The sequence below is a fragment of the Paraburkholderia sp. BL17N1 genome (assembly GCF_003634175.1).
In the GTDB taxonomy this organism is placed as follows: Bacteria; Pseudomonadota; Gammaproteobacteria; order Burkholderiales; family Burkholderiaceae; genus Paraburkholderia.
Map to the genome: position 1 here is coordinate 489,327 of NZ_RBIW01000001.1, position 19,801 is coordinate 509,127.

At 57.6% G+C, this 19,801-nt stretch carries 14 protein-coding genes; 3 read left to right on the forward strand and 11 right to left on the reverse strand.

The genetic code is table 11. From position 1 onward, the window contains the following. Positions 1 to 171 precede the first annotated feature (171 nt). Positions 172 to 1,407: a glycosyltransferase family 1 protein gene (locus B0G82_RS02175; RefSeq protein WP_121308588.1), complete on the forward strand. Its 1,236-nt coding sequence runs from the start codon at positions 172 to 174 to the stop codon at positions 1,405 to 1,407. Between the two features lie 110 nt (positions 1,408 to 1,517). Further along, positions 1,518 to 2,654, forward strand: coding sequence for an AGE family epimerase/isomerase (locus B0G82_RS02180; RefSeq protein WP_116142684.1), 1,137 nt, complete (start codon positions 1,518 to 1,520; stop codon positions 2,652 to 2,654). Between the two features lie 163 nt (positions 2,655 to 2,817). On the opposite strand, the gene rfaE1 is transcribed toward B0G82_RS02180, so the two are convergent. Together rfaE1 and B0G82_RS02190 are read right to left on the reverse strand one after the other, a co-directional pair. Next, entirely contained in the window at positions 2,818 to 3,879 is a 1,062-nt protein-coding gene (gene rfaE1, locus B0G82_RS02185) for a D-glycero-beta-D-manno-heptose-7-phosphate kinase (protein WP_121306518.1), read from the reverse strand. Beyond that, on the reverse strand, positions 3,842 to 4,990 hold the full coding sequence (locus tag B0G82_RS02190) for a glycosyltransferase family 9 protein (RefSeq protein ID WP_121306519.1): 1,149 nt from the start codon (positions 4,988 to 4,990) through the stop codon (positions 3,842 to 3,844). The genes rfaE1 and B0G82_RS02190 overlap by 38 nt, the downstream gene beginning before the upstream one ends. Positions 4,991 to 6,589: 1,599 nt before the next feature. Here B0G82_RS02190 and rffA point away from each other — a divergent pair. Next, complete coding sequence (rffA, locus tag B0G82_RS02195; protein WP_121306520.1) at positions 6,590 to 7,762, forward strand: dTDP-4-amino-4,6-dideoxygalactose transaminase; 1,173 nt, start codon at positions 6,590 to 6,592, stop codon at positions 7,760 to 7,762. A gap of 242 nt (positions 7,763 to 8,004) precedes the next feature. Here the strand turns inward: rffA and B0G82_RS02200 are convergent, their stop codons facing one another. The 9 genes from B0G82_RS02200 to B0G82_RS02240 all read right to left on the reverse strand — a co-directional run bounded on the left by B0G82_RS02200 (position 8,005) and on the right by B0G82_RS02240 (position 19,744). Then, complete coding sequence (locus tag B0G82_RS02200) at positions 8,005 to 8,913, reverse strand: glycosyltransferase family 2 protein (RefSeq protein ID WP_116142689.1); 909 nt, start codon at positions 8,911 to 8,913, stop codon at positions 8,005 to 8,007. 75 nt (positions 8,914 to 8,988) lie between these two features. After that, on the reverse strand, positions 8,989 to 10,143 hold the full coding sequence (locus B0G82_RS02205) for an NAD-dependent epimerase/dehydratase family protein (RefSeq protein WP_121306521.1): 1,155 nt from the start codon (positions 10,141 to 10,143) through the stop codon (positions 8,989 to 8,991). Then, a complete protein-coding gene (locus tag B0G82_RS02210; RefSeq protein ID WP_121306522.1) occupies positions 10,140 to 10,790 on the reverse strand; it encodes an acyltransferase in 651 nt (216 codons plus the stop codon). Before B0G82_RS02210 ends, B0G82_RS02205 begins: the two co-directional genes overlap by 4 nt. Next, complete coding sequence (locus tag B0G82_RS02215) at positions 10,787 to 11,788, reverse strand: glycosyltransferase family 2 protein (protein WP_121306523.1); 1,002 nt, start codon at positions 11,786 to 11,788, stop codon at positions 10,787 to 10,789. Before B0G82_RS02215 ends, B0G82_RS02210 begins: the two co-directional genes overlap by 4 nt. Positions 11,789 to 11,797: 9 nt before the next feature. Then, a complete protein-coding gene (locus B0G82_RS02220; protein ID WP_121306524.1) occupies positions 11,798 to 13,288 on the reverse strand; it encodes an oligosaccharide flippase family protein in 1,491 nt (496 codons plus the stop codon). Between the two features lie 491 nt (positions 13,289 to 13,779). Next, the gene (gene rfbA / locus B0G82_RS02225) at positions 13,780 to 14,673 is read right to left on the reverse strand and encodes a glucose-1-phosphate thymidylyltransferase RfbA (RefSeq protein WP_116142694.1); all 894 of its coding nucleotides are present in this window, start codon (positions 14,671 to 14,673) and stop codon (positions 13,780 to 13,782) included. A 10-nt stretch (positions 14,674 to 14,683) separates the two neighbouring features. After that, positions 14,684 to 15,745: a dTDP-glucose 4,6-dehydratase gene (gene rfbB / locus B0G82_RS02230; RefSeq protein WP_121308589.1), complete on the reverse strand. Its 1,062-nt coding sequence runs from the start codon at positions 15,743 to 15,745 to the stop codon at positions 14,684 to 14,686. A gap of 1,393 nt (positions 15,746 to 17,138) precedes the next feature. Beyond that, positions 17,139 to 17,873, reverse strand: coding sequence for a Crp/Fnr family transcriptional regulator (locus tag B0G82_RS02235; protein WP_121308590.1), 735 nt, complete (start codon positions 17,871 to 17,873; stop codon positions 17,139 to 17,141). Positions 17,874 to 18,346: 473 nt separating this feature from the next. Continuing rightward, a complete protein-coding gene (locus B0G82_RS02240) occupies positions 18,347 to 19,744 on the reverse strand; it encodes a malate:quinone oxidoreductase (RefSeq protein WP_241974445.1) in 1,398 nt (465 codons plus the stop codon). Positions 19,745 to 19,801: the final 57 nt, after the last annotated feature.

Genomic DNA, 19,801 nt, shown 5'->3' on the forward strand with positions numbered 1-19,801 from the left:
AGACTACGTTGAATTAGCACGGCGTAGCGAAACACCCGACAACTTACCTTCTCTCCCCCCTCGAACGTTCTGTCGCGGCAATTTCATATGAAGGCCGAGCGGTGAACGTTTGTGCTGGCTGACAGCGCCTTCTCGATGCTCCTATCGACTGGCATACCGGAGCGATATATGATGAAACAGTTAGCGGAGCGGTCCAACGTGCACCGGGAAGAGGCCCCCGTTCAGACTGCGTTGCCAGCCGACGCTAGCTCGGCGCGAGACTCTCATTGGCGGGGTCCGTCTGCTGGGTTTGCAATCAATGGCAAGTTTGCGTCTCAACGCATAACAGGAGTGCAACGTGTCGGTTATGAACTGGCGATGGCGTTCCAGCGTCTGTTTCCTGAGGAAGCCGACCTGCCTTTGTTGATTCCCTCGAACGCACGAACTGACGTTGCCTTGCCGAAAGCAAAAACGATCGGGCGGTGGCTGAAGGGTTCTCTATGGGAGCAACTGGCACTGCCATTCGCGATTGGCGGCCGAACGCTTCTCAGCCTTTGCAATATGGGCCCCTTATTCGCTCGCCGGCAGGTCGTGATGATGCACGACGTTGCGATCTACGATCTACCGGAAAATTACTCGTGGAAGTACAGGCTCTGGTATCGCGTTGCGTTTTCTCTGCTGAAGCGCAACGCTAGTCACATCGTGACGGTGTCGGAATTCTCGAAGACACGAATCATGGAGCGCCTTGGCATCGACGCGTCACGCATTTCGGTGGTCCTGAATGGCGTGGACCACTTTGAAAAGATCGCACCGGACACGGCGATTCTGTCGCGGTTGAACCTGCAGAACGATGGTTACGTGCTCGCTGTCGGAAATCTCTCGGTAGGAAAGAACCTTCCACGCATAGTTGCCGCGATGGAGCGCCTGAGTGATCGCCATGACTTGAAGTTTGTTGTCGTTGGCGGATGCGATTTGCGGGTCTTCAGTTCACAGGCGAAGGTAGGGTACGACTTGTCGAAAAACATCATCCCCGCAGGATTCGTATCGGACGGCGAATTGAGAGCGCTGTACGAAAACGCAGGCTGCTTTCTGTTTCCGTCCTTATATGAGGGCTTCGGATTGCCGCCGCTTGAAGCGATGTCTTGTGGATGTCCTGTCATCGTGTCACGTGAAGCTTCGCTTCCTGAGGTATGCGGCAATGCTGCGATGTATTGTGACGCGCATTCGGTCGACGACATCGTCGACAAAGTGACGCAGATGATGGAGGACGCCGCGGTGCGCGAAACCTGGCGCGAACGCGGAAGGAAGCATGCCCGTGGCTTCCGGTGGGAGCGGTCTGCACATCAATTGCTCGACGTTCTCGAGCGTGAGCTCGCGGGCGGAGTGACTCGCCCGGTTCACGCGCGATCCGCGCCTTCTCGCGTTTAGCGCGGATCGCGCAACACCTATCGCGATGCGCCGGTCCAAAGACCTGCAAGCTCGTCGCGCGTCACTGCGGCAAGACCTTTTTTACGACCTAATCGAAGGAGCTTCGCAGCATGAATACGCCCGCCTCCACGATCGATCTTGCCGCCACGCTACGAGATCACTTCGCACGCGTCGTCCTGCCGATCTGGCGCGGGCCCGGCTTCAATACCGCGATGCATCTGCCTTACGAGGCCATCAGCGCCGACGCGGGCCACGTTCCGATGCCGGTTGAACGCTATCGCGCGATGGCGTGCGCGCGGCAGTTGTTCGTCTTCTCGCAAGCCGGCGAAGCAGCCCATGCCCATGTGCTGTTCGAAGCCCTGCTGCACTACTTTCAGGACAAGCACCGCGGCGGCTGGTTCTACAGCGTTGATGCACAAGGTGCGCCGCTAGATACGACGAAAGATCTCTATACGCACGCGTTTCTGGTCTTCGCGTGCGCTGAATATGCCGCAAGCTTCGACAATCGCTATGCACTTGACCTCGTCCATAGCACCTCGGCGCTAATCGAAACGCGTTTCGCCGCGCAACATGGGTTGTTCAATGCAGCGCTCGACGCAGATTTTTCGACGGTGACCGGCACGCCGGCGCAAAATCCGTTGATGCATCTCACCGAAGCCTGGCTCACCGCGCGCGAGGTGACCCAGGACAGTGCGTTCGATTCCGCGTTGCGCAAGCTGGCCGACGCCATCGAACGCACCTTCGTGCATGCGCCGACCGGTTGCATCGCGGAACTGCCGTTGGGTGTCGACGACAACCGTCTGGAGCCCGGCCATCAGTTCGAATGGTTCTGGCTGATCAGGCAAGCGGGCACGCTATTGGGCGGATCGGGACTCGACGACTCGCTCTCGCGCGCGTTTGAGTTTGCGCAGCAACATGGCGTGGACCCGGTCACGGGCGGCGTGTGCGCGTCGCTCGATGAAGCCGGTCGAGTAAAGGACGCCACGCAGCGGATCTGGGCGCAAAGCGAATATCTGCGCGCACTCGCCACCCGCAACGATGACGCGGCCCGTGCGGTGTTGCCCGGGCAGATCGAGCGCTTCCGCGAGCGGTTTCTGCACGCGCAAGGCTGGTTCGAATGCAAGACGGCCGCGGGCGACGTGTCGCGCGCCGACATGCCGTCGACTACGCCCTATCATCTCGCCACCGCTTACGCGGCGCTACCGGCTGAAGTTCGCGACGCTCCTCGCAGCATTGCTGCGGCGTGATTGCAGCCTGAGAAGGATAAGGTCCGCGCGATCGTTCGGTTCGCGGGACTGAACTCGTTCATTTCGGCATGCCAATCGATGTGGGCATCGAAGGAGCGGGTCATCAGCCGACACAACGAGTCCACACCGTGTCGGCTGTCGACGTCCCGCTCACGTCTGCGCTTCAGGTGCTCACGTTACTCGGCTTTTCAGAGCGGGGTTTCGCTCGCCAAGGTAGTAGGGAAATTCGCGCGAGAATATTGCCTCGACGTGCGGAATGCAAGTCAAGCTGCAGTGCCTGCTGGAGTTCGGGGCGACGGACCGTCGCGGTTCCCAATTTAGCCACGACGATGCCTGCCGCGACATTGGAAAGCACGACTGCTTCGTCCAGCGGCATGCCCGCGCCGAGCGCGGCACTAAGCGTGGCAACGACAGTGTCCCCGGCCCCCGTCACATCGAACACCTCGCGCGCGCGCGTTGGCAAATGCAAAGGGGCGTGGCCGCGAGAAATTAACGTCATGCCTTTCTCGCTGCGTGTGACGAGCGCCGCTTCGAATTCAAACGCATCGCAAAGGGCGGCACCCTTCTGCTCGATCGTGGCATCACTCTCGCACCGCCCAACGACAGCCTCGAATTCGGACAGGTTGGGCGTAATGACGGTGGCGCCGCGATAACGCTCGAAATCCGTTCCTTTAGGATCGACGATGACGGGTTTTCCTACACGGCGAGCGGCGGAGATGAGGTTCTTCGAATCGTGCAGTGACCCTTTCGCGTAGTCGGATAAGACCACCGCATCGACTTCGTGCAACTGCCGCTCAAAGCTGAAAATCAGCTCATCTCCATTGCGTTCGGGAAAATGGTCCTCAAAGTCCGCCCTGATCATCTGCTGATGGCGGGAAAGAATCCGAAGCTTGGTGATCGTCTTGCTGCCCGCGACGCGTTGGAGAACGCAATCAACCCCGCCTTCGCGCAGCAACTCTTCGATCCGATCGGCGTGCGCATCCTGCCCGGCCAAGCCGAGAAGGCGAACACGAGCTCCAAGTGCTGCCGCGTTCAGCGCGACGTTTCCCGCCCCACCGACACGCGTCTCTTCAGCTTGCACATGGACGACGGGAACGGGCGCCTCCGGCGAGATCCGCGAGGTCGAACCGTGCCAATACCAATCGAGCATGACGTCGCCTACAACCATTAATTGAGCGCAGTCGAAATCAGGAGGCGAAAGCTTCACCGGCGGGTTTCTTGTCATGGCGGCCTAAATTGATCGAATAAACTTCACTCAGAACGTCGGCGACAGAAGCGACGCTTATTTTTTCCATCACGTACTTCGCATTTCTCGGATATTCAAATCCGAGGCTCAGGAACATTCCGCCTTCTCGCTTAGACACAGCAAGGACTCCACGTTCTTTGCCGACAGGGCCCCATCGAAACGGATTGGTAGGACCATGCAGACTAATCATCGGCGTATCCAGCATTGCGGACAAATGCATGATTCCGGTGTTCACACAAACTATGCATTCCGCCCGCCTTACTATTCCGACCACTTCAGTCAGGCTCACCTTGGCTGCCACGCTTACGACCTTCTGGCTGCCGATCAGCTCAACCAATTGTTGAGCCCGTGTGGCATCTTCAGGACCGCCCGTGATGACAATAGCGTGCCCGTTATCAATCAATACATGCGCAAGATCCCGCCAGCACTCCATGGGCCATTCGCGCATGGCGAAATTTGTTCCAGAGGCCCACGGGTGAAAAACAACATATTTATCGTCAATGACGAACGGCAAATTGGAAGGACGAATAGCCTTGGTGATTTTCGGATGTTCCGTCGACTCGATGCCTAGGGGGCGCAATAGCCTTCTGAAATTATCGAGCTCATGAAGGCCTTCGCAATGCTCGACGCTGGCATCATAAGCATAATGGCGGAATTGATTCCTGGTCTTAAAACCAATCGTAAACTTCGTCTTCGTGAAAGCTGCCAATATGGCCGAAATCCTTGGCCATTGCGAAGTGTCGATTAAGACATCGACCTCGTATTTCTTTATTTCCTTGAGCGCGTTCAACGGGCTGGTCAAAGGGACTATGACAACTTCGTCGAGCCCGTCGAACAGATCATAGATACGCGCGTTGCTTCGTGATGCAAATACCACTATTCTGGAAATCTTTTTGACTTTCCTCAACTCAGAAATAATTATCGACGACAAGATCGAGTCGCCAATCGCAGCGAAGGCAAAAATCCCTGCTGTCGTGCACTCAGCCGGCAGGCGTCGTTTTTTGCGAAGCGCCCCTAATATGTACAAGAAAGCGCCGCCGACAATAAGGTCGACGCGCTTGAGAAGGTTCTGTCCGCGCTCATTTTTCATTTCAGGTCCAGCAACATCGAGTTGAACGTCGAGCTAGAACCCGAGCGGCTGCATACCTTCGCCGGCCGGGTGCGATAGGCGTGACGACCGTGCGCCCGGGCGAATGGTCTTGGCATGCCCCCGTGCGCTTGTCACCACAGGTCTTCACGTTGTCGTACTGTTCGAGCAATGTCGCCAATTCCGCCTCGGTCGTCTGGGGGGATGATCTGACAGGCAACGCGCTGGGTCAGGTCATCCAGGCTACCCAACGTCGCCGCTGTACCGTTGTTCGCTGATCCCGTCAATTTGTGCCTTGACGGTGGATTCCTGTTAGCTGATCGTGACTCTCGACAGGCACCGTGCTCGGCTTACCGCCGCTGCCATTCGACCGCCCCGCGTCAGGCCATCACCGGGTCCGACGATACCTTTGAGGGCTCACACTCCGAAGCAGAAGTTCACAGCAGTCGGCGGCATCGAGCGCCGAAAGTCTGCAATGGCCGATGATGCAACTGCATGATCCGTGCTGGAACGCGCGCTGTCTGTGCGGCGCCGAACGTTCGAATGCCCGAGTGCATGTGGGGCACCCATTGCGGAAAGCTTTTGCCGCAGAACGACCGGCACAGGAAGGTCGATCGATATACTAAGTACTACTTCTATATCCAGTCCGTAGAATTGTTCCGCCACGGACACTCGGTCTGCGCGAAGCCTCCTATCTGTTTCTCCGCGCTTATGCGAATCACAACGACACCGCCTCATGAGGATTCAGGCATGGCGACGCGACTTGAACCCGGCATCGTGCAGCGGCGCCGCCTGGTCGGGAAACTGCCACTTCAGTAATTTATGCAGGCTTTCGTGGTTCATATCGGGCGAAACTTCATACCATCTATTAATGCAACTGTAATCAATCCTGCCACACCACTATTTGCGAAACAAATAGTTTTTCCCGCCTGTCGGCTATCCACCTACCTAAACTGAATCGGCGCCGCGCAACGTGCGCTAAACCACAGACTCCGACGTGGCAAAGGAGGTATTCCTATCACATTTGCGCAAAGTCGCGATGGACGCGGCGAAGCTTGTCGCTCCATCGAGAAGCTTGCTACCCGAATCTTGGAGATGGCGCCTTTGAACACGCATATTCTCAATTTTGGATCGTCTCGCGCAGACAACGAAGCGGGTAACTTTTCGTTGCGCGACATGCTTCATCTATTGCGAGACCCTGTCTGGACACTGCTGGCATTTATCGCCGTTGCGACGTTCGCAGCTTCTCCTATTTTCTTACGGCGCCTATCCGGCCGTCAGAGCTTTTGGTCATGCACGACCTCGGGAAAGTCGCTGCTCAACTGACCGAGCAGTTCGATCTCGTACCAGTCGACGCTCCGCCTTGCCTGATCTACAAGCAGGCCGCGCAGTCCACACGCACCATCTGTTAGACAGACGAAGTGTCACGCTACAGAACAATCTCCAGTTGAGATCCACAGCAAGGGACTTCACGCAACTTGCTCATTGAAACACCTGGCGAGTTCGCCGGAACGCGGGGCCTTGAAGCCGGGCAGCTTCGAGATCCAAATATGTGTCGCAGCGAGAACTATTGATTCTCGATCATGTTGGGGTGAACTATTCATGAGCCGATCTACGCCGCAAATTGGAATCGAGGTAAACGAGAATCGTATTCCCTTCAATACGCCCGCTATGACGGGTAATGAACTGAAGTACGTCGCAGAAGCTCACTTCAGTAAAAAGCTCGCTGGCGACGGCTCCTTCACAGGACGTTGCAACGAGTGGCTGCAGGAAAGAAGCGGTGCCGGCAGGGCATTGCTGACTCACTCCTGCACAGCCGCGCTTGAGATGGCGGTTCTGTTGCTGGACATCCAACCCGGCGACGAAATCATCATGCCGTCGTACACGTTCGTCTCGACGGCGAACGCATTCGTCCTGCGCGGTGGCGTGCCTGTCTTCGTGGATGTCCGCGAAGACACTATGAATCTCGACGAGCGATTGATCGAAGCGGCGATCACGCCACGAACTCGAGCGATCGTCCCGGTGCATTACGCCGGCGTGGCTTGCGAAATGGACACGATCGTATCCATCGCTCAACGCCACGGACTCAAAGTCGTCGAAGACGCGGCGCAGGCCGTCATGGCAACCTATAAGGGCCGTGGCCTCGGCTCCATTGGCCACCTCGGAGCTTACAGTTTTCACGAAACGAAAAATATCATCTCGGGCGAAGGTGGCGCGTTGCTCGTGAACGATCCCGCCCTCACGAAGCGCGCGGAAATAATCCGTGAGAAGGGCACTGATCGAAGCCGCTATCTCCGCGGAGAAGTCGACAAATACACCTGGCAGGAAGTCGGCTCTTCATTCTTGCCAAGTGAGTTGATCGCTGCCTATCTATGGGCTCAACTGGAAAGTGCTGAAAAGATTACTCAGGCGCGCCTCGCGCACTGGGAGCGATATCATGCGCTTCTCGAGCCGTTCGAGCGCCGAGGCGCGCTCCGTCGTCCGATCGTGCCGAAAGAGTGCCAGCACAATGGGCATATGTATTACGTTCTGGTTGAAGACGAACACGTGCGCCAGCGTCTACTCGATGAATATAGAAGGCAGGAAATAGGTTCGGTATTTCACTATGTTCCGCTTCATTCATCGCCTGGCGGGCAACGGTACGGCAAAGCTGGCGGCCCATTGGACGTTACCATCGACCAGTCAAAACGCCTGATTCGCCTTCCCCTCTGGGCCGGCTTGACCGAAACGCAACAAATGCGCGTGGTCGACATTTTCAGCGCGCTAGTGAAATAGGGCTGACCCACGCTGGACGTGCTTGTGCGAATCGCATCCGGGCGTTGACGAATGGTCGTCGGCAGCGGTCCGGATGTGCTCACGCACCGGAAGGTGCGGGGGGGTGATGATGTTGTCGACTTCCGTCCCGGAGTTCTCTTATCTCGCGCGGTAGACTTTCGTCGCCATCGCTTATGCCGGGGTGCACGCCGGGAAATTGGCAGCACGCTGGAGTAACGAAGCGCTGCCACGCAGTCTCTCAGTCAATGATCGGCGACTGACAATGAGAAGCCGGCTCTAAGTCCTTTGAACACGCTCGACCTGGCCGCCGGCGAAAACTTCACACATTTGACCGTCAACGTGACGACCGCATAGGCAATCGCAATTGCACGGTGTGCAGGTGCGAGGTGCTTGCGGCTGAAATAAACGCGATTGCGCGCCGTATAGAACAGGCTGAAGGGACTTTCATTGCCGCCGGTAGACACCGCTACCTTGTGACCGACGCTCGATGTCGGCACGTATAGCAGGCGGATATTGGCACTCTTCATGCGCCAGACGAAGTCGCTGTCGTCGTAATAGACGAAGTACTTTTCGTCCATCATTCCGACTGTCTGAAAGACGCTTTTGTGCAGCAACATAAAGCAGGTCGGCGCGTATTCTGTAAACATTTCTTCGTCGAACTGGCCGCGATCTTCCTTCCGATCGCCCACGTGCGGCGTGGTGGCGGTAAGCGGCGAGAATCTTCCGCCCGCACACCATATCCGATTGGTGCCGTGATAGGTGATCTTGGGCACCGAGGCCAACGCACCCGCCTCCTCGGTGTGCCGCACAAGTCCCGCGATCACGTCGGGATCCGGGAAGTCGGTGTCGTTATTGGCCAGCAGAACGTATTCGCATCCGTCTGCAAGCGCCATCTCTATACCCTGATTGTTGCCGCGAGCGACGCCGACATTGTCGTTATTGAACACGATATCCGCGTGAATATTGTTGAGAGCCGCAAGCTCGCGCGATATCGCACACCCCGTATCCTTCTCGCTGTTGTCGATCACGTACAGTTTGAAGTTCGCATCGCGCTGGGCCGCGAGACTCTTGAAAAAATCAGGAAGCACGGAATCGGAGCGATACAGCACGGTGACAATCCCGATCAGCGGCGAACCATATCTCGTTGACATATCGCGTCCTTCAAATGAGTTGCGGAGGCGGCCGTCGCTGCGCCTCCGTCGTAGCGTGAGGGCGTCACCGATGTGTCATGCGGCGCGTTCACAGCCCTTGTATAGACCCTTCTCCCGCATCTCGGCGATGCTCTTCTCGTAGGTATCGGCCATCACCTCCTGCTGGTCGACCCACCGGGCAAACCGTGCGATGCCTTCGCTGAACGACACCTTGGGCTCGAATCCGAGCATGTCCCTTGCCTTGGTCAAATCGGCGTAGACATGGCGTACATCGCCCAGGCGGAATGCGCCCGTCACGGTGACGCTGACATCGCTGGCGTACACCTCGCACAAAGTCTTGGCGACGTCCATGACCGAAGTGCGCACGCCCGAACCGATGCCGAACACGTTGTCCGCCGCGTTCGCGTTCGTGAGCGCTGCGTAGGTCGCATCCACCACGTCATCGATGTAGACGAAGTCACGGCTTTCCAGACCATCTTCGAAAATATTGATCGGATTGCCGTTTTTGATGCGCGTCGAAAAGATCGAGAGAATGCCCGTGTAAGGGTTCGATAACGACTGCCCTGGTCCGTAGACATTCTGATAACGCAACGCCGATGCATCGATGCCGATAGAACGGCAAGTCGTCATCACCATCTGTTCCTGAGTCTGCTTGGTAATGCCATAAAGCGAGGTCGGATGGATTTTCGATTCCTCGCCGGTGGGCACGCATTCCATCGCTTCGCCGCTTACCGGACAGAGATGCTCGAACTGGCCCTCAAGCATGTCTTTTTCCTTCCGCGGACCAGGATACAGAATGCCGGCGGCCGGGGAACGATACTTGCCTTCGCCGTAAATCGCGCGAGACGAAGCAACGACCAATTTGCGCACGGAATTGCGGCTATTTTTCACCAGTATGTCGAGAATCAGCGCTGTGCCATGCACGTTCACGTCGACATAGCGATCGACCTCGTACATCGATTGGCCCGTACCCGTCTCGGCCGCAAGATGAACGATCGCGTCCTGCCCCTGCATGACACGTTCGAGCATGGCTCGATCAGTCACCGACCCCTTCACGAAGTGCACGCTTTCCGGCAACGATGCGAAGATCGCAGACGTGACGCTGGGATTCTCTCCGTGAATCTGCGGGGAGAGGTTATCGAGGACCGTGACTTCCGCATTGTTGGCGCAGAGCTTGCGCGCCAGACTCGAGCCGATAAAGCCGGCGCCACCCGTAATCAGGACTTTCATTGTTTCTCCCTCTCCCAACGTCTGGTTTCGAAGTTGTAGCGCTTGATGATTTGCGCCGGATTACCTGCGACCACGCAATAGTCGGGAACGTCGCGGGTCACTACCGAATGCGCGCCGACCACGACGTGGCGGCCAATTTTCACGTTGGGCAGAATGACTGCGCTAAATCCAATAAAAGCGCCCTGCCCGATCACCACATAATTACCTCGCGTGCGAATACGCTCGCCAATGCGAGTGGTGTCGTTGACGTTCTCATACGGATGCTCGACATCGACAATGGCAACGTTGCCGGTAATGGTCGCGCCGTCGCCGATCTCGATTGAAGAGCCGCATACGATGTGAACGTTCTGCTCGATATTGACCCGGCTTCCGATCGTGAGCCGCGGCGGCGCAGCCGAATCCGTCACGACAAGTTCGATGCGCGCACCAGGCCGAATCAGTACACGCTTCCCAATCGACGCGTAATGCACGTTGACGAGTAGCATGGGACGAAAGATCGTCGTTTTCGCGCCGACCGACTTGAACACATGCGCGTACCACAGGCGTGTCTTGAGTCGGTACCAAGCGAGAAGCGCGCGGTTACACAGATCGAGAAGCCTCAATCTTTTAGTGGCAGGACGCTCGTTCTCCTGTACGGTGGTACTCATGCGTTGGCCCGCTGTCGTCCGGTCACTTGCTTGAGCCGCGTATAGACAGCGCGTGACAGACGTGGCCACCGGCGCGTCGAGTACAAAACCAGCTGTTTCGTGCTGATTCTTGCCGCGCGCCAGCTCGACTCGATGCAGTCCTCGAAGTTATCCTCGTGTCCATGCTCCAGATAGAAGATGGCCGAGGTCAGATAGAACTTTGCGCGCCCCCGGTTGACTGTGTCGCTCGCCATGCCGAGATCGGCCGCGATCTGGCAGGTCTGGATCATGTCGGCCATGTATTCCCTATGACGCTCGGGATTGTTGATTCGTGTCGAGGTCATGCCCGTCCGGTTGACACGGTAAAGGCCCCACTCTTCGTCCAGGTAGCAGCCTTGCCAGCCGAACACCACCTGGAGCAGGTGGGCCACATCACAGACTGATTTCAGACCTACGTCAACGGGGCTGCGATGACGCAGATGGGCCCGATACATCTCCGAGCTATGAAAAAAGTACGGTCCATTCTTGATGAGGAATTCGGCATCGAACGTTGCGGGCTTATTTTGGGGTAGTGGATACGGCACAGACTCCAACGTATCCTGATCCACCGTGCGCATCCTATGGACCACGAGACCGCATTCAGGATGCACTCTTAAGAAATCGAGTTGGCGCTGCAGCTTGCCAGGAAGCATGACATCGTCGCCGTCGATGTTCGCGATGTATTCGCCCTTCGCCATCGCGACGGTATCGGCGAAGTTCGCCGCGAAGCCGACGTTGACGTCGTGCGAAATGACCTTGATCACATCCGGATAGCGCGATCGAAACGACTCGATGACGTCGAGGGAGTTGTCTGGCGAATTATCATCGCCTATGATCACCTCGAATGGCACATCGAGCTTCTGGTCGAGTACGCTTTGGAGGCACGGACCGACATACTCGCCTTGCCGGTAGCAGAGCACGATGACCGATAGTACGGGCGTGGCTTGCTCCTGGACCGGAGGGTAAAGGTTAGTATCCATGCTGTTGTCTCAGTTGAGGACCAGCCGCCCGGCCAGGTGGCGAGCCTTTCGTTGAATAATCGGCGAGACCGCGATGGTCAATGCGGCCATAGCGAGCCACGCTCCTGATAGAACAAAGAACAGACCAATACGCGAACAGCTTGTGAGATCCGCGAAACTCAACAACAGTCCGACGGGGGTGAGCGCAGCGATACGCGCAGCGAGGCCGCGATACCAACTGGCGTTGATACCGGGGATAAACTTTCGATGTACGATCGCAACCCAGCCGAACAGGAGCAGAGAGTTCATTCCCGCCCACGCATAGGCAGCGCCGACCGCACCGAGATGAATGCCGCCAAATAGGACCGCGGGCGCATAGAGGACAAGAAAGCCAATATTGCCTTTCAGATGCAGAGACAGGTCCCCTTTCGCGTACTGCACGATAAACGCCAGCGAAGCGATCGCTGAAAATGCGTTTCCTGCCGCATAGCATTGCATCGTTCGCAAGGCGTCGGGACTCAACGGTGCGCTTGCGGACCAGAATCGAAGCACGGCCTCGGGCGCACAGATGAACACTGCCGCAACCGGGATCACCGCCAATGACGTCAGTTCAGTGGCCAGTGCATACATCTGGCGAATTCGTTCCCCGCCGCCGAAGCTTTCGGTAGTCAGCCGTGGAATGAACGCCTGTTGAATCGGGTTGGCCAGCAACAAGATACCGCTCGCCAACAGAGTCGCCAGGCTGAACACCGCAAAATCCGCGAGCGGCAAAATTTTCGAAAGGGCGATCTTGTCGATCTGTGTGGTGCAGGCCCAGATCACCGTCGCCAATGCAATCGACAGCGACAGCTTCGCGCGCGACAACAGTACCTTCCATGAAAAACGCGTCGACAGAAACGGTATGTCGATCGTACGGCCGAGCAGTGTCCGCATCGCGGCCGCTTCTACGACAATCGCCAAAAGTTGCCAAACAAAGAAGAACTCGATACGCGGCCAGATCATGATGATCGGCACAACGAGCACCGTGCGTATCACGGCAAAGGTGATGACAATTCCGTTCAGTGCAACCTGTCGATCGATGCCGACCACACCCCCACGGTATAGCGCACCGAGCCACCTCCCGATGGCAGTCAGCATCATCAGCACAAATGCCGTACGAATCACACTCGGAGGCAGTGTGGACGCGTTCAACCATCGTTCGGCGAAATAAGGCGCGATGAAGATCGACAAGACGAACAGGATGGCGCTGGTGCCGAGAATCAGCTTTTCCAGTGATTCCAGCAACAACCCGACTTCAGCTTTCGAACCGGTACCGGCCCGCAGGCTGCCGAGCTCCCGGCACAACGTGGGCGAAAGCCCGAAGTCGAGAACGAGTACCCATGCGAGAACCACCGCGTTGATCGCAATCAATCCATAAGCTTCGACCCCGAGATGACGCACGTATATCGGGACCATGACGATGCCGAGCAACGCGGTCACCATCTGTCCAACGAAATTTGCGAGCAGGGTTCGTCTCAACATCGCGGTCTGCCAGTAAATTAGGTAAGGGCTGAAGGTACCGCCAGAGTCGCCGCGAATTCTGAATCGACATCGTTAATATCAACTCATCGCGAACGTGTCTTTGGGCGAGCGCTTGATCTGCCAAACGACCGAAAGATGCCACCTCCATTCCGGCCGGTCGATGCCGGAATGACAATTCGCGCTGACCACAACGCGTTTCGACAATAGGGAAAAATGACTACTTGTGAAACTTGATGTATTACGAAAGTATTTGATGCGGTCTCACGGCGTATTTTGACTATCGGCAAACGCCCCTCGACTGCGTGAACAGACGCGCATATGAACACTTATGCGCAAGCCAACTTACGATGCGCATCATCACTGCGGTCTACGCCTTGAAGCGTACCTGTGTAGCTTCAATTTAAATGTGCGGCGGCGCACGTTCAGCAAGGTGCGTATGAGCTATCCCATGGAAGTCGGAAGCAGCTTCGCTCCATTCGAACATGACGGGGTCAGCGGCTTGGCCACGCCACCTGATCCTTCGGAAGATTGAGCAGATACTGGCCATACGCATTCTTGGCGAGCGGTTTGGCGAGTTGGAGCAATTTCTCCTCGTCGATCCAATGTCGGCGGAATGCAATCTCTTCCGGACACGCCACTACCAAACCCTGACGCTTTTGCAGCGTTTCGATAAACGTAGCCGCCTGGATCAGTGAATCATGCGTACCTGTGTCGAGCCACGCGTAGCCACGGCCCATGATTTCCACTTCGAGCGCATTGCGCCGCAGATAGCACGAGTTGACGTCCGTGATCTCGAGTTCGCCACGTGGCGACGGTCTGATGTCCGCAGCGATGTGGCAGACCTGGTTGTCGTAGAAATAGAGGCCTGTGACCGCATAGTTCGAACGCGGCTTTTCGGGCTTCTCCTCGATGGAGAGCGCGTGAAAACTCTTATCGAACTCGACTACGCCGTAACGTTCCGGGTCATGCACGTGATACGCGAACACGGTCGCGCCGCTGTCACGCGCATTTGCGCGCTCGAGCTGCGCGGCGAGATCGTGACCATAGAAAATGTTGTCGCCAAGAATCAGCGCCGACGGATCGTTACCCACAAAATCCCGCCCGATGATGAACGCCTGCGCGAGCCCATCCGGCGAAGGCTGAACCGCGTACTGGATATTCATGCCCCACTGGCTGCCGTCACCCAGCATCGCTTCGAAGCGCGGCGTGTCCTGCGGCGTGGAGATGATCAGCACGTCGCGAATGCCCGCCACCATCAGCGTGGACAGCGGGTAGTAGATCATCGGCTTGTCGTACACGGGCAGCAACTGCTTGGAAACCACGTGCGTGATCGGATACAGGCGGGTGCCCGAACCGCCCGCGAGAATAATGCCTTTGCGCGCCATTGCCGTGCCCTTACGCGCGCTGCGCGTAGTTGGTCTCAACCCACTTGCGATAGTCGCCGGAGGCAACCTCGTCCGACCATTCCTGATTGTCCAGATACCACTGGACCGTTTTCGCGAGACCCGTTTCGAACGTCTCCGCCGGCTTCCAGCCGAGTTCGCGTTCGAGCTTGCGCGCGTCGATTGCATAACGGCGGTCGTGGCCCGGACGATCCTTCACATACGTGATCTGGTCCCGGTACGACGCGCCTGCCTTCGGACGCAACTGATCGAGCAGGTCGCACAGCGTGTGGACCACGTCGAGGTTCTTCTTCTCGTTCCAGCCGCCGATGTTGTACGTCTCGCCGGGCGTGCCGCGCGCGAGTACTTCACGGATCGCGCTGCAATGGTCGCCGACGTATAGCCAGTCGCGCACGTTCTGACCGTCGCCATACACCGGCAGCGGCTTGCCGCCGAGCGCGTTGGCGATCATCAGCGGAATCAGCTTCTCGGGGAACTGGTACGGGCCGTAGTTGTTCGAGCAGTTCGTGGTGAGCACCGGCAGGCCATACGTATGATGGTAGGCGCGCACCAGATGGTCGGAACCCGCCTTGGTGGCCGAGTAAGGGCTATTCGGCGCGTACGGCGTAGTTTCGGAGAATTGCGCACTCGTAGCGGAGAGCGAGCCGAACACTTCGTCGGTCGACACGTGCAGGAAGCGGAATTCCGCTTTGCCGGCGTCGTTCAACCTGCTCCAATACGAGCGAGCCGCTTCCAGTAGCGTAAAGGTACCTACGACATTGGTCAGCAGGAAGTTCTCCGGCCCGTGAATGGACCGGTCGACGTGAGTCTCGGCCGCCAGATGGATGATCGCGCGCGGCTTGTATTCGGCGAGCAACTCGTCCATTGCAGCGCGATCGCATATGTCGGCGCATACGAAAATATGCAATGGATTGTGCTGCAGAGATTTCAGCGTGCGTAGATTGCCTGCATAGGTGAGCTTGTCGACATTCACGACGGGTTCATCGAAGATTTGCAGCCAGTCGAGCACGAAGTTGGCGCCGATAAAACCGGCGCTGCCTGTCACCAAGATCATGGAAGCCCTTTGGAAGCCGCCTTCATGCAGTTGCGCGGAAGGTCGATTGGAGTCTGGCTGACATCCGTTGAACGATGCGTCCACGGGACGTCGGTAAGCAGCTTTGATATAGCTTTCCATCGCGACTTCCAGCGCCGCGAACAGATGCAACCAGCTTAGTGTAGGGTTCTAGAAATCTTGTTTCAGTGCGGAAAGCAACATACACGCTTTCTCCCGCACTAACGGGGGTAAGGAGGAGAGCTTCGGCGGTCGGGCAACGCTTGCAGTGTTCGCGTTGCCCGTGTCTCCACCACATGGCGTTGCCCGGGTTCGGCCTTATCGCCGATTGCCGGCCATTTCTTTTGCTGAGAGCCGCGTCTGCGTCGTCGCGATGATCGGCGCGGCCTTCATGGTTTGCGGCAGATGCCCCTGCCGATGCGCATCGGGACGCAGGCTGCCTGCGCGTCTCAAAGAAAGAGTTAGTTATCGTCTCGTGACGTTCTGGAACGTGCGACACATAATGCGCATACGAAAACGCCAATCACCACGCCGAATATGAAGCATAAGAAATGTGTCAAAACGCTCGACATTTACCTGGTCCTTTCAATTGAGGCGAGATTGAATTTATAACGATTCACCTCCTTCGCGAATCACCGGAAGTCACCGCGCGCAGCCGGTAGAACGTCAAAGACACACAGGCAGCAGCAATGGTATGACGCGGCGGTTAGCGCGCCAATCATCATACTTTACTAGAATCGCGACCGGGTCGGAAAACGGCACAACTGAAGCAGTACGCGTATGGCGTGGCAGTGGATGCGACATCAGGCACCAGCCGGATGCGGATGATCGCGCCCATTGGAGGACACAGCGTGAAGCCAGCCGCGCATACGAGCATGGCAAAGTCGGCGAAAGCGCGGATGTAGTGCGACCCGAGGCAAGAACTGCAGGCCGCCGCGTAATGACAGTTTGACAGACAAAGCAGACGACGAACGGCAACTTCCGATCAGATCGCGCGGCCTATGCAAGGGCAGTAGGCCGACGAGTCGTGGGCGAGCGCTCCGCGCGAGAGTGATTGCTGACACGCGCGAATAGCTCTCCGCAGGAGCGGGAAACTGCCGCGCACGATCCCGAGCACACGGACCACGGCACGGCATTTCGTTGGCCAGTGCCTGACCATTTGTCTCCAGGCCTTCTTTCTTCTTGCGCTACAAGCACCGCGGCCGATCAATCGCGAGCTTACCGATATCACTACACGTGACCGGCAAGCCTACTCTTTCCGATACCGGCATCAGGCTCCCTGAAGCCAGGTGCTCGCCACATTTTATAGTTCCGCAAGGCCAGCAATCTGTGCGAACACACAACATATTGCTGGCCGTCCCAGACTTCAATTCGATTTGTGAATACGGCAAAACCCTCAGCGCGTGACTTCCATCGCGTTGATACGCGGCAATAGCCGATCGAATTCGCGTTTCACGATCTCATAACATTCGCATGAGCGCGCCTCAAGTCCGGTCCGATCGAGGATCCGCACACGGCCACGGCTGTGATGGATGAGATCGGCTTCGCAAAGCTTGCCGGAGGCCTCCGTTACGCCTTCACGACGCACGCCGAGCATGTCGGCAATGAGTTGCTGCGTGACTTGCAAATCGCTTGTGCCCGAACGATCGATATCGACCAGCAGCCACCGGCACAGTTGCTCGTCCAGTCGATGCAGCCTGTTGCACGCCGCAGTCTGTGCGACCTGCGTGAGCAGGGCCTGCATGTATAGCAGCATCAGTGAGCGCAGCGAAGCGCAATTGCGCAACGCTTCGCGCAGTGCTGTAGCGCTGATTCGATAAGCGAAACCCCGGCATTGAGCCTGAACGCTGGCTGGCATGGTGTCTCCGCCCGTCAGGATCGGCACGCCTGTCGTGCCATCCCTGCCGATCGCGGCAATTTCCACCGAACTGCCGTTTTCCATGGTTTGCAGCAGAGACACGATCGCTGTGGCCGGAAAATAGACGGTTCGTATGAGTTCACCGGATTTCGACAGCAGTTGCCCCGGACTCAATTCGACGAGTTCAAGATGAGGAAGTATTGCATCCCATTCATGCGTTGGGAGCGCCTCGAACAGACGGTTGCCACGGCGGTATGACTGGAATGTCGTCATCATTTCCCTCACGTAAGTATCGCAGCCTGCCTTGGTACGGCAGGCCTCGCTCGAATCGAGGAACCAATGACGATGCATTGCCCTCATTCGCGCGGTCGGCAAACAGAAGCGGTAATGGAGACGATCAAAGCTTCGCATTGGTCATCGCGTTGCATTCGATGTCGCAGTGCAGCATAGCCGTCAAAGAAGGTCGCGCCAATAATACTGGCGGAATAGCCCGCACGATCGGCGGATATAAGAGGACTTATTTGCGTTGAACGTTCGTTGAAACGCTGGACGCCAATGTCACTTTGCTGCCGACCGAAAGGACCCCGATGCTAGCTGAAGTGTCAATAGGTCGTAGTGTGGATTCACAACATGTCCAGTTTATTAAGGAGGTCTATGGGACGACATAAAGCAGCCGAACTCGCCCTATCTCAGCGACTCGAGTCGGTGAGCCTGAGTGGTGTTGGGCGGTCATGCTCACCCGTCAGTCAGCGGCGTTGGTCCGCTCGACCGCGACGGGGCCGGCCCCCGGCATGTGTGTCGTCATCCGCCGTCGCGATCATTTCCGCTTCCTGTGCAACAGTCTTCTCGGCCAGCGCTTTCAGAACGCCGGTCAGAATCCGCCTGCCGATTTCATGATGAAAGATCCAGACACCATGGATTCGTCCGGTGAATGCGGCCTCGCTCCCGATCTCCGGGTCGGGCCGAAAGCCGGAACCCAGCCCAAACGTGAAGAGTCCGCGTACCACTTTGCCGTCCATGTCGAGCGGACGGCCGAATTTGTCGACCTCGATGCCGCCCTGGCGGAACAGCAGAGGAATCTCCGCCCCTCGATGGTCGACCAGTACGGACATGTTGGGCCCATAGCCGGCGCTATGAACCACGCCACATGACTGCGTGAGACAGGTGGCGGCACGGGCGCGCTCGCCTTCCCCGGAGGCGGCATCGATCAATTCGACACGCGGCTTCGTTCCCGCGACGCGACCTTGCGACATCACCGAACATGCAATCTCGAACGCGCGGTAGCGCAGACCGCTCGAGCGATTAACGCGCCGCGTGATCGGGCAAATATCGTTGACTGGATCGACCGTATAACCCCATGCGCGCGCTTCCTCCTCGGTTTCGAAAAACAGCCGGATCGGCGAGCGATGAATGATGGCGATTTCATCGAGTCCGGCGCCGCCGAGATCAGTCGCAAGACGCTCGGTCATCGTGAACGCACTATGCGAGCCGCCGAGGATCGTGATCCGGTTCGTACGCCGGGCCGCGGCAGGGGCGAACACGGGCGCGAAGGTGTCGACCAGTTGCGTGGTCGTGAAGCGAAGCAGTTCATCCGACGTGCAGGTGATGACGCCGTTGCCCGGCGATGGTATGTCCAGCGTGCGGCACAGATCATCGACCTCTTCGACGCGCTGCGTTCCGCCGAGATTCATCACGACGGTGTCGCTAATCACCATGCGGCGTGCCGCGGGTCTGCGCGTGTCGTGATAAGCGATTTCGAAGCGGCCGTCCCGGTTGTGACGAATCGCATCGATTTCGTGTCCGCGCAGTACATCGACGCCGAAATGTTCGACGAGGTGCGCGATGAGTCGTTCGGCAGCCAGCGTGAGGAGTTCGCCGACCTCGGAGAGCAGCGGTGCGCCGTCGGGATCCGCGGCCAGTTTCCTATGCAACTCGTTGTACTCGCGGATGTCGCCGAACACCTCGTCGAAGCGTTCGTGCTCGAGGCACGCGAGGAAGGATTTTGCGACCGAGTTGCCTGTAACGTTTACATAGTCGCCGAGCTTGCCTGCTCCGAGGCTCGCGCGTTTGTCGATGATCAGCAGCCCGTTTCTGGCCACCTCTGCCAGCTTGCCGCTCTTGAACGTGTAGAACAGGAAGCCCATTCCTGCTGGGCCGGCGCCGCACAACACACACGAGTAATCGCTCGGTACGCTCCCGGA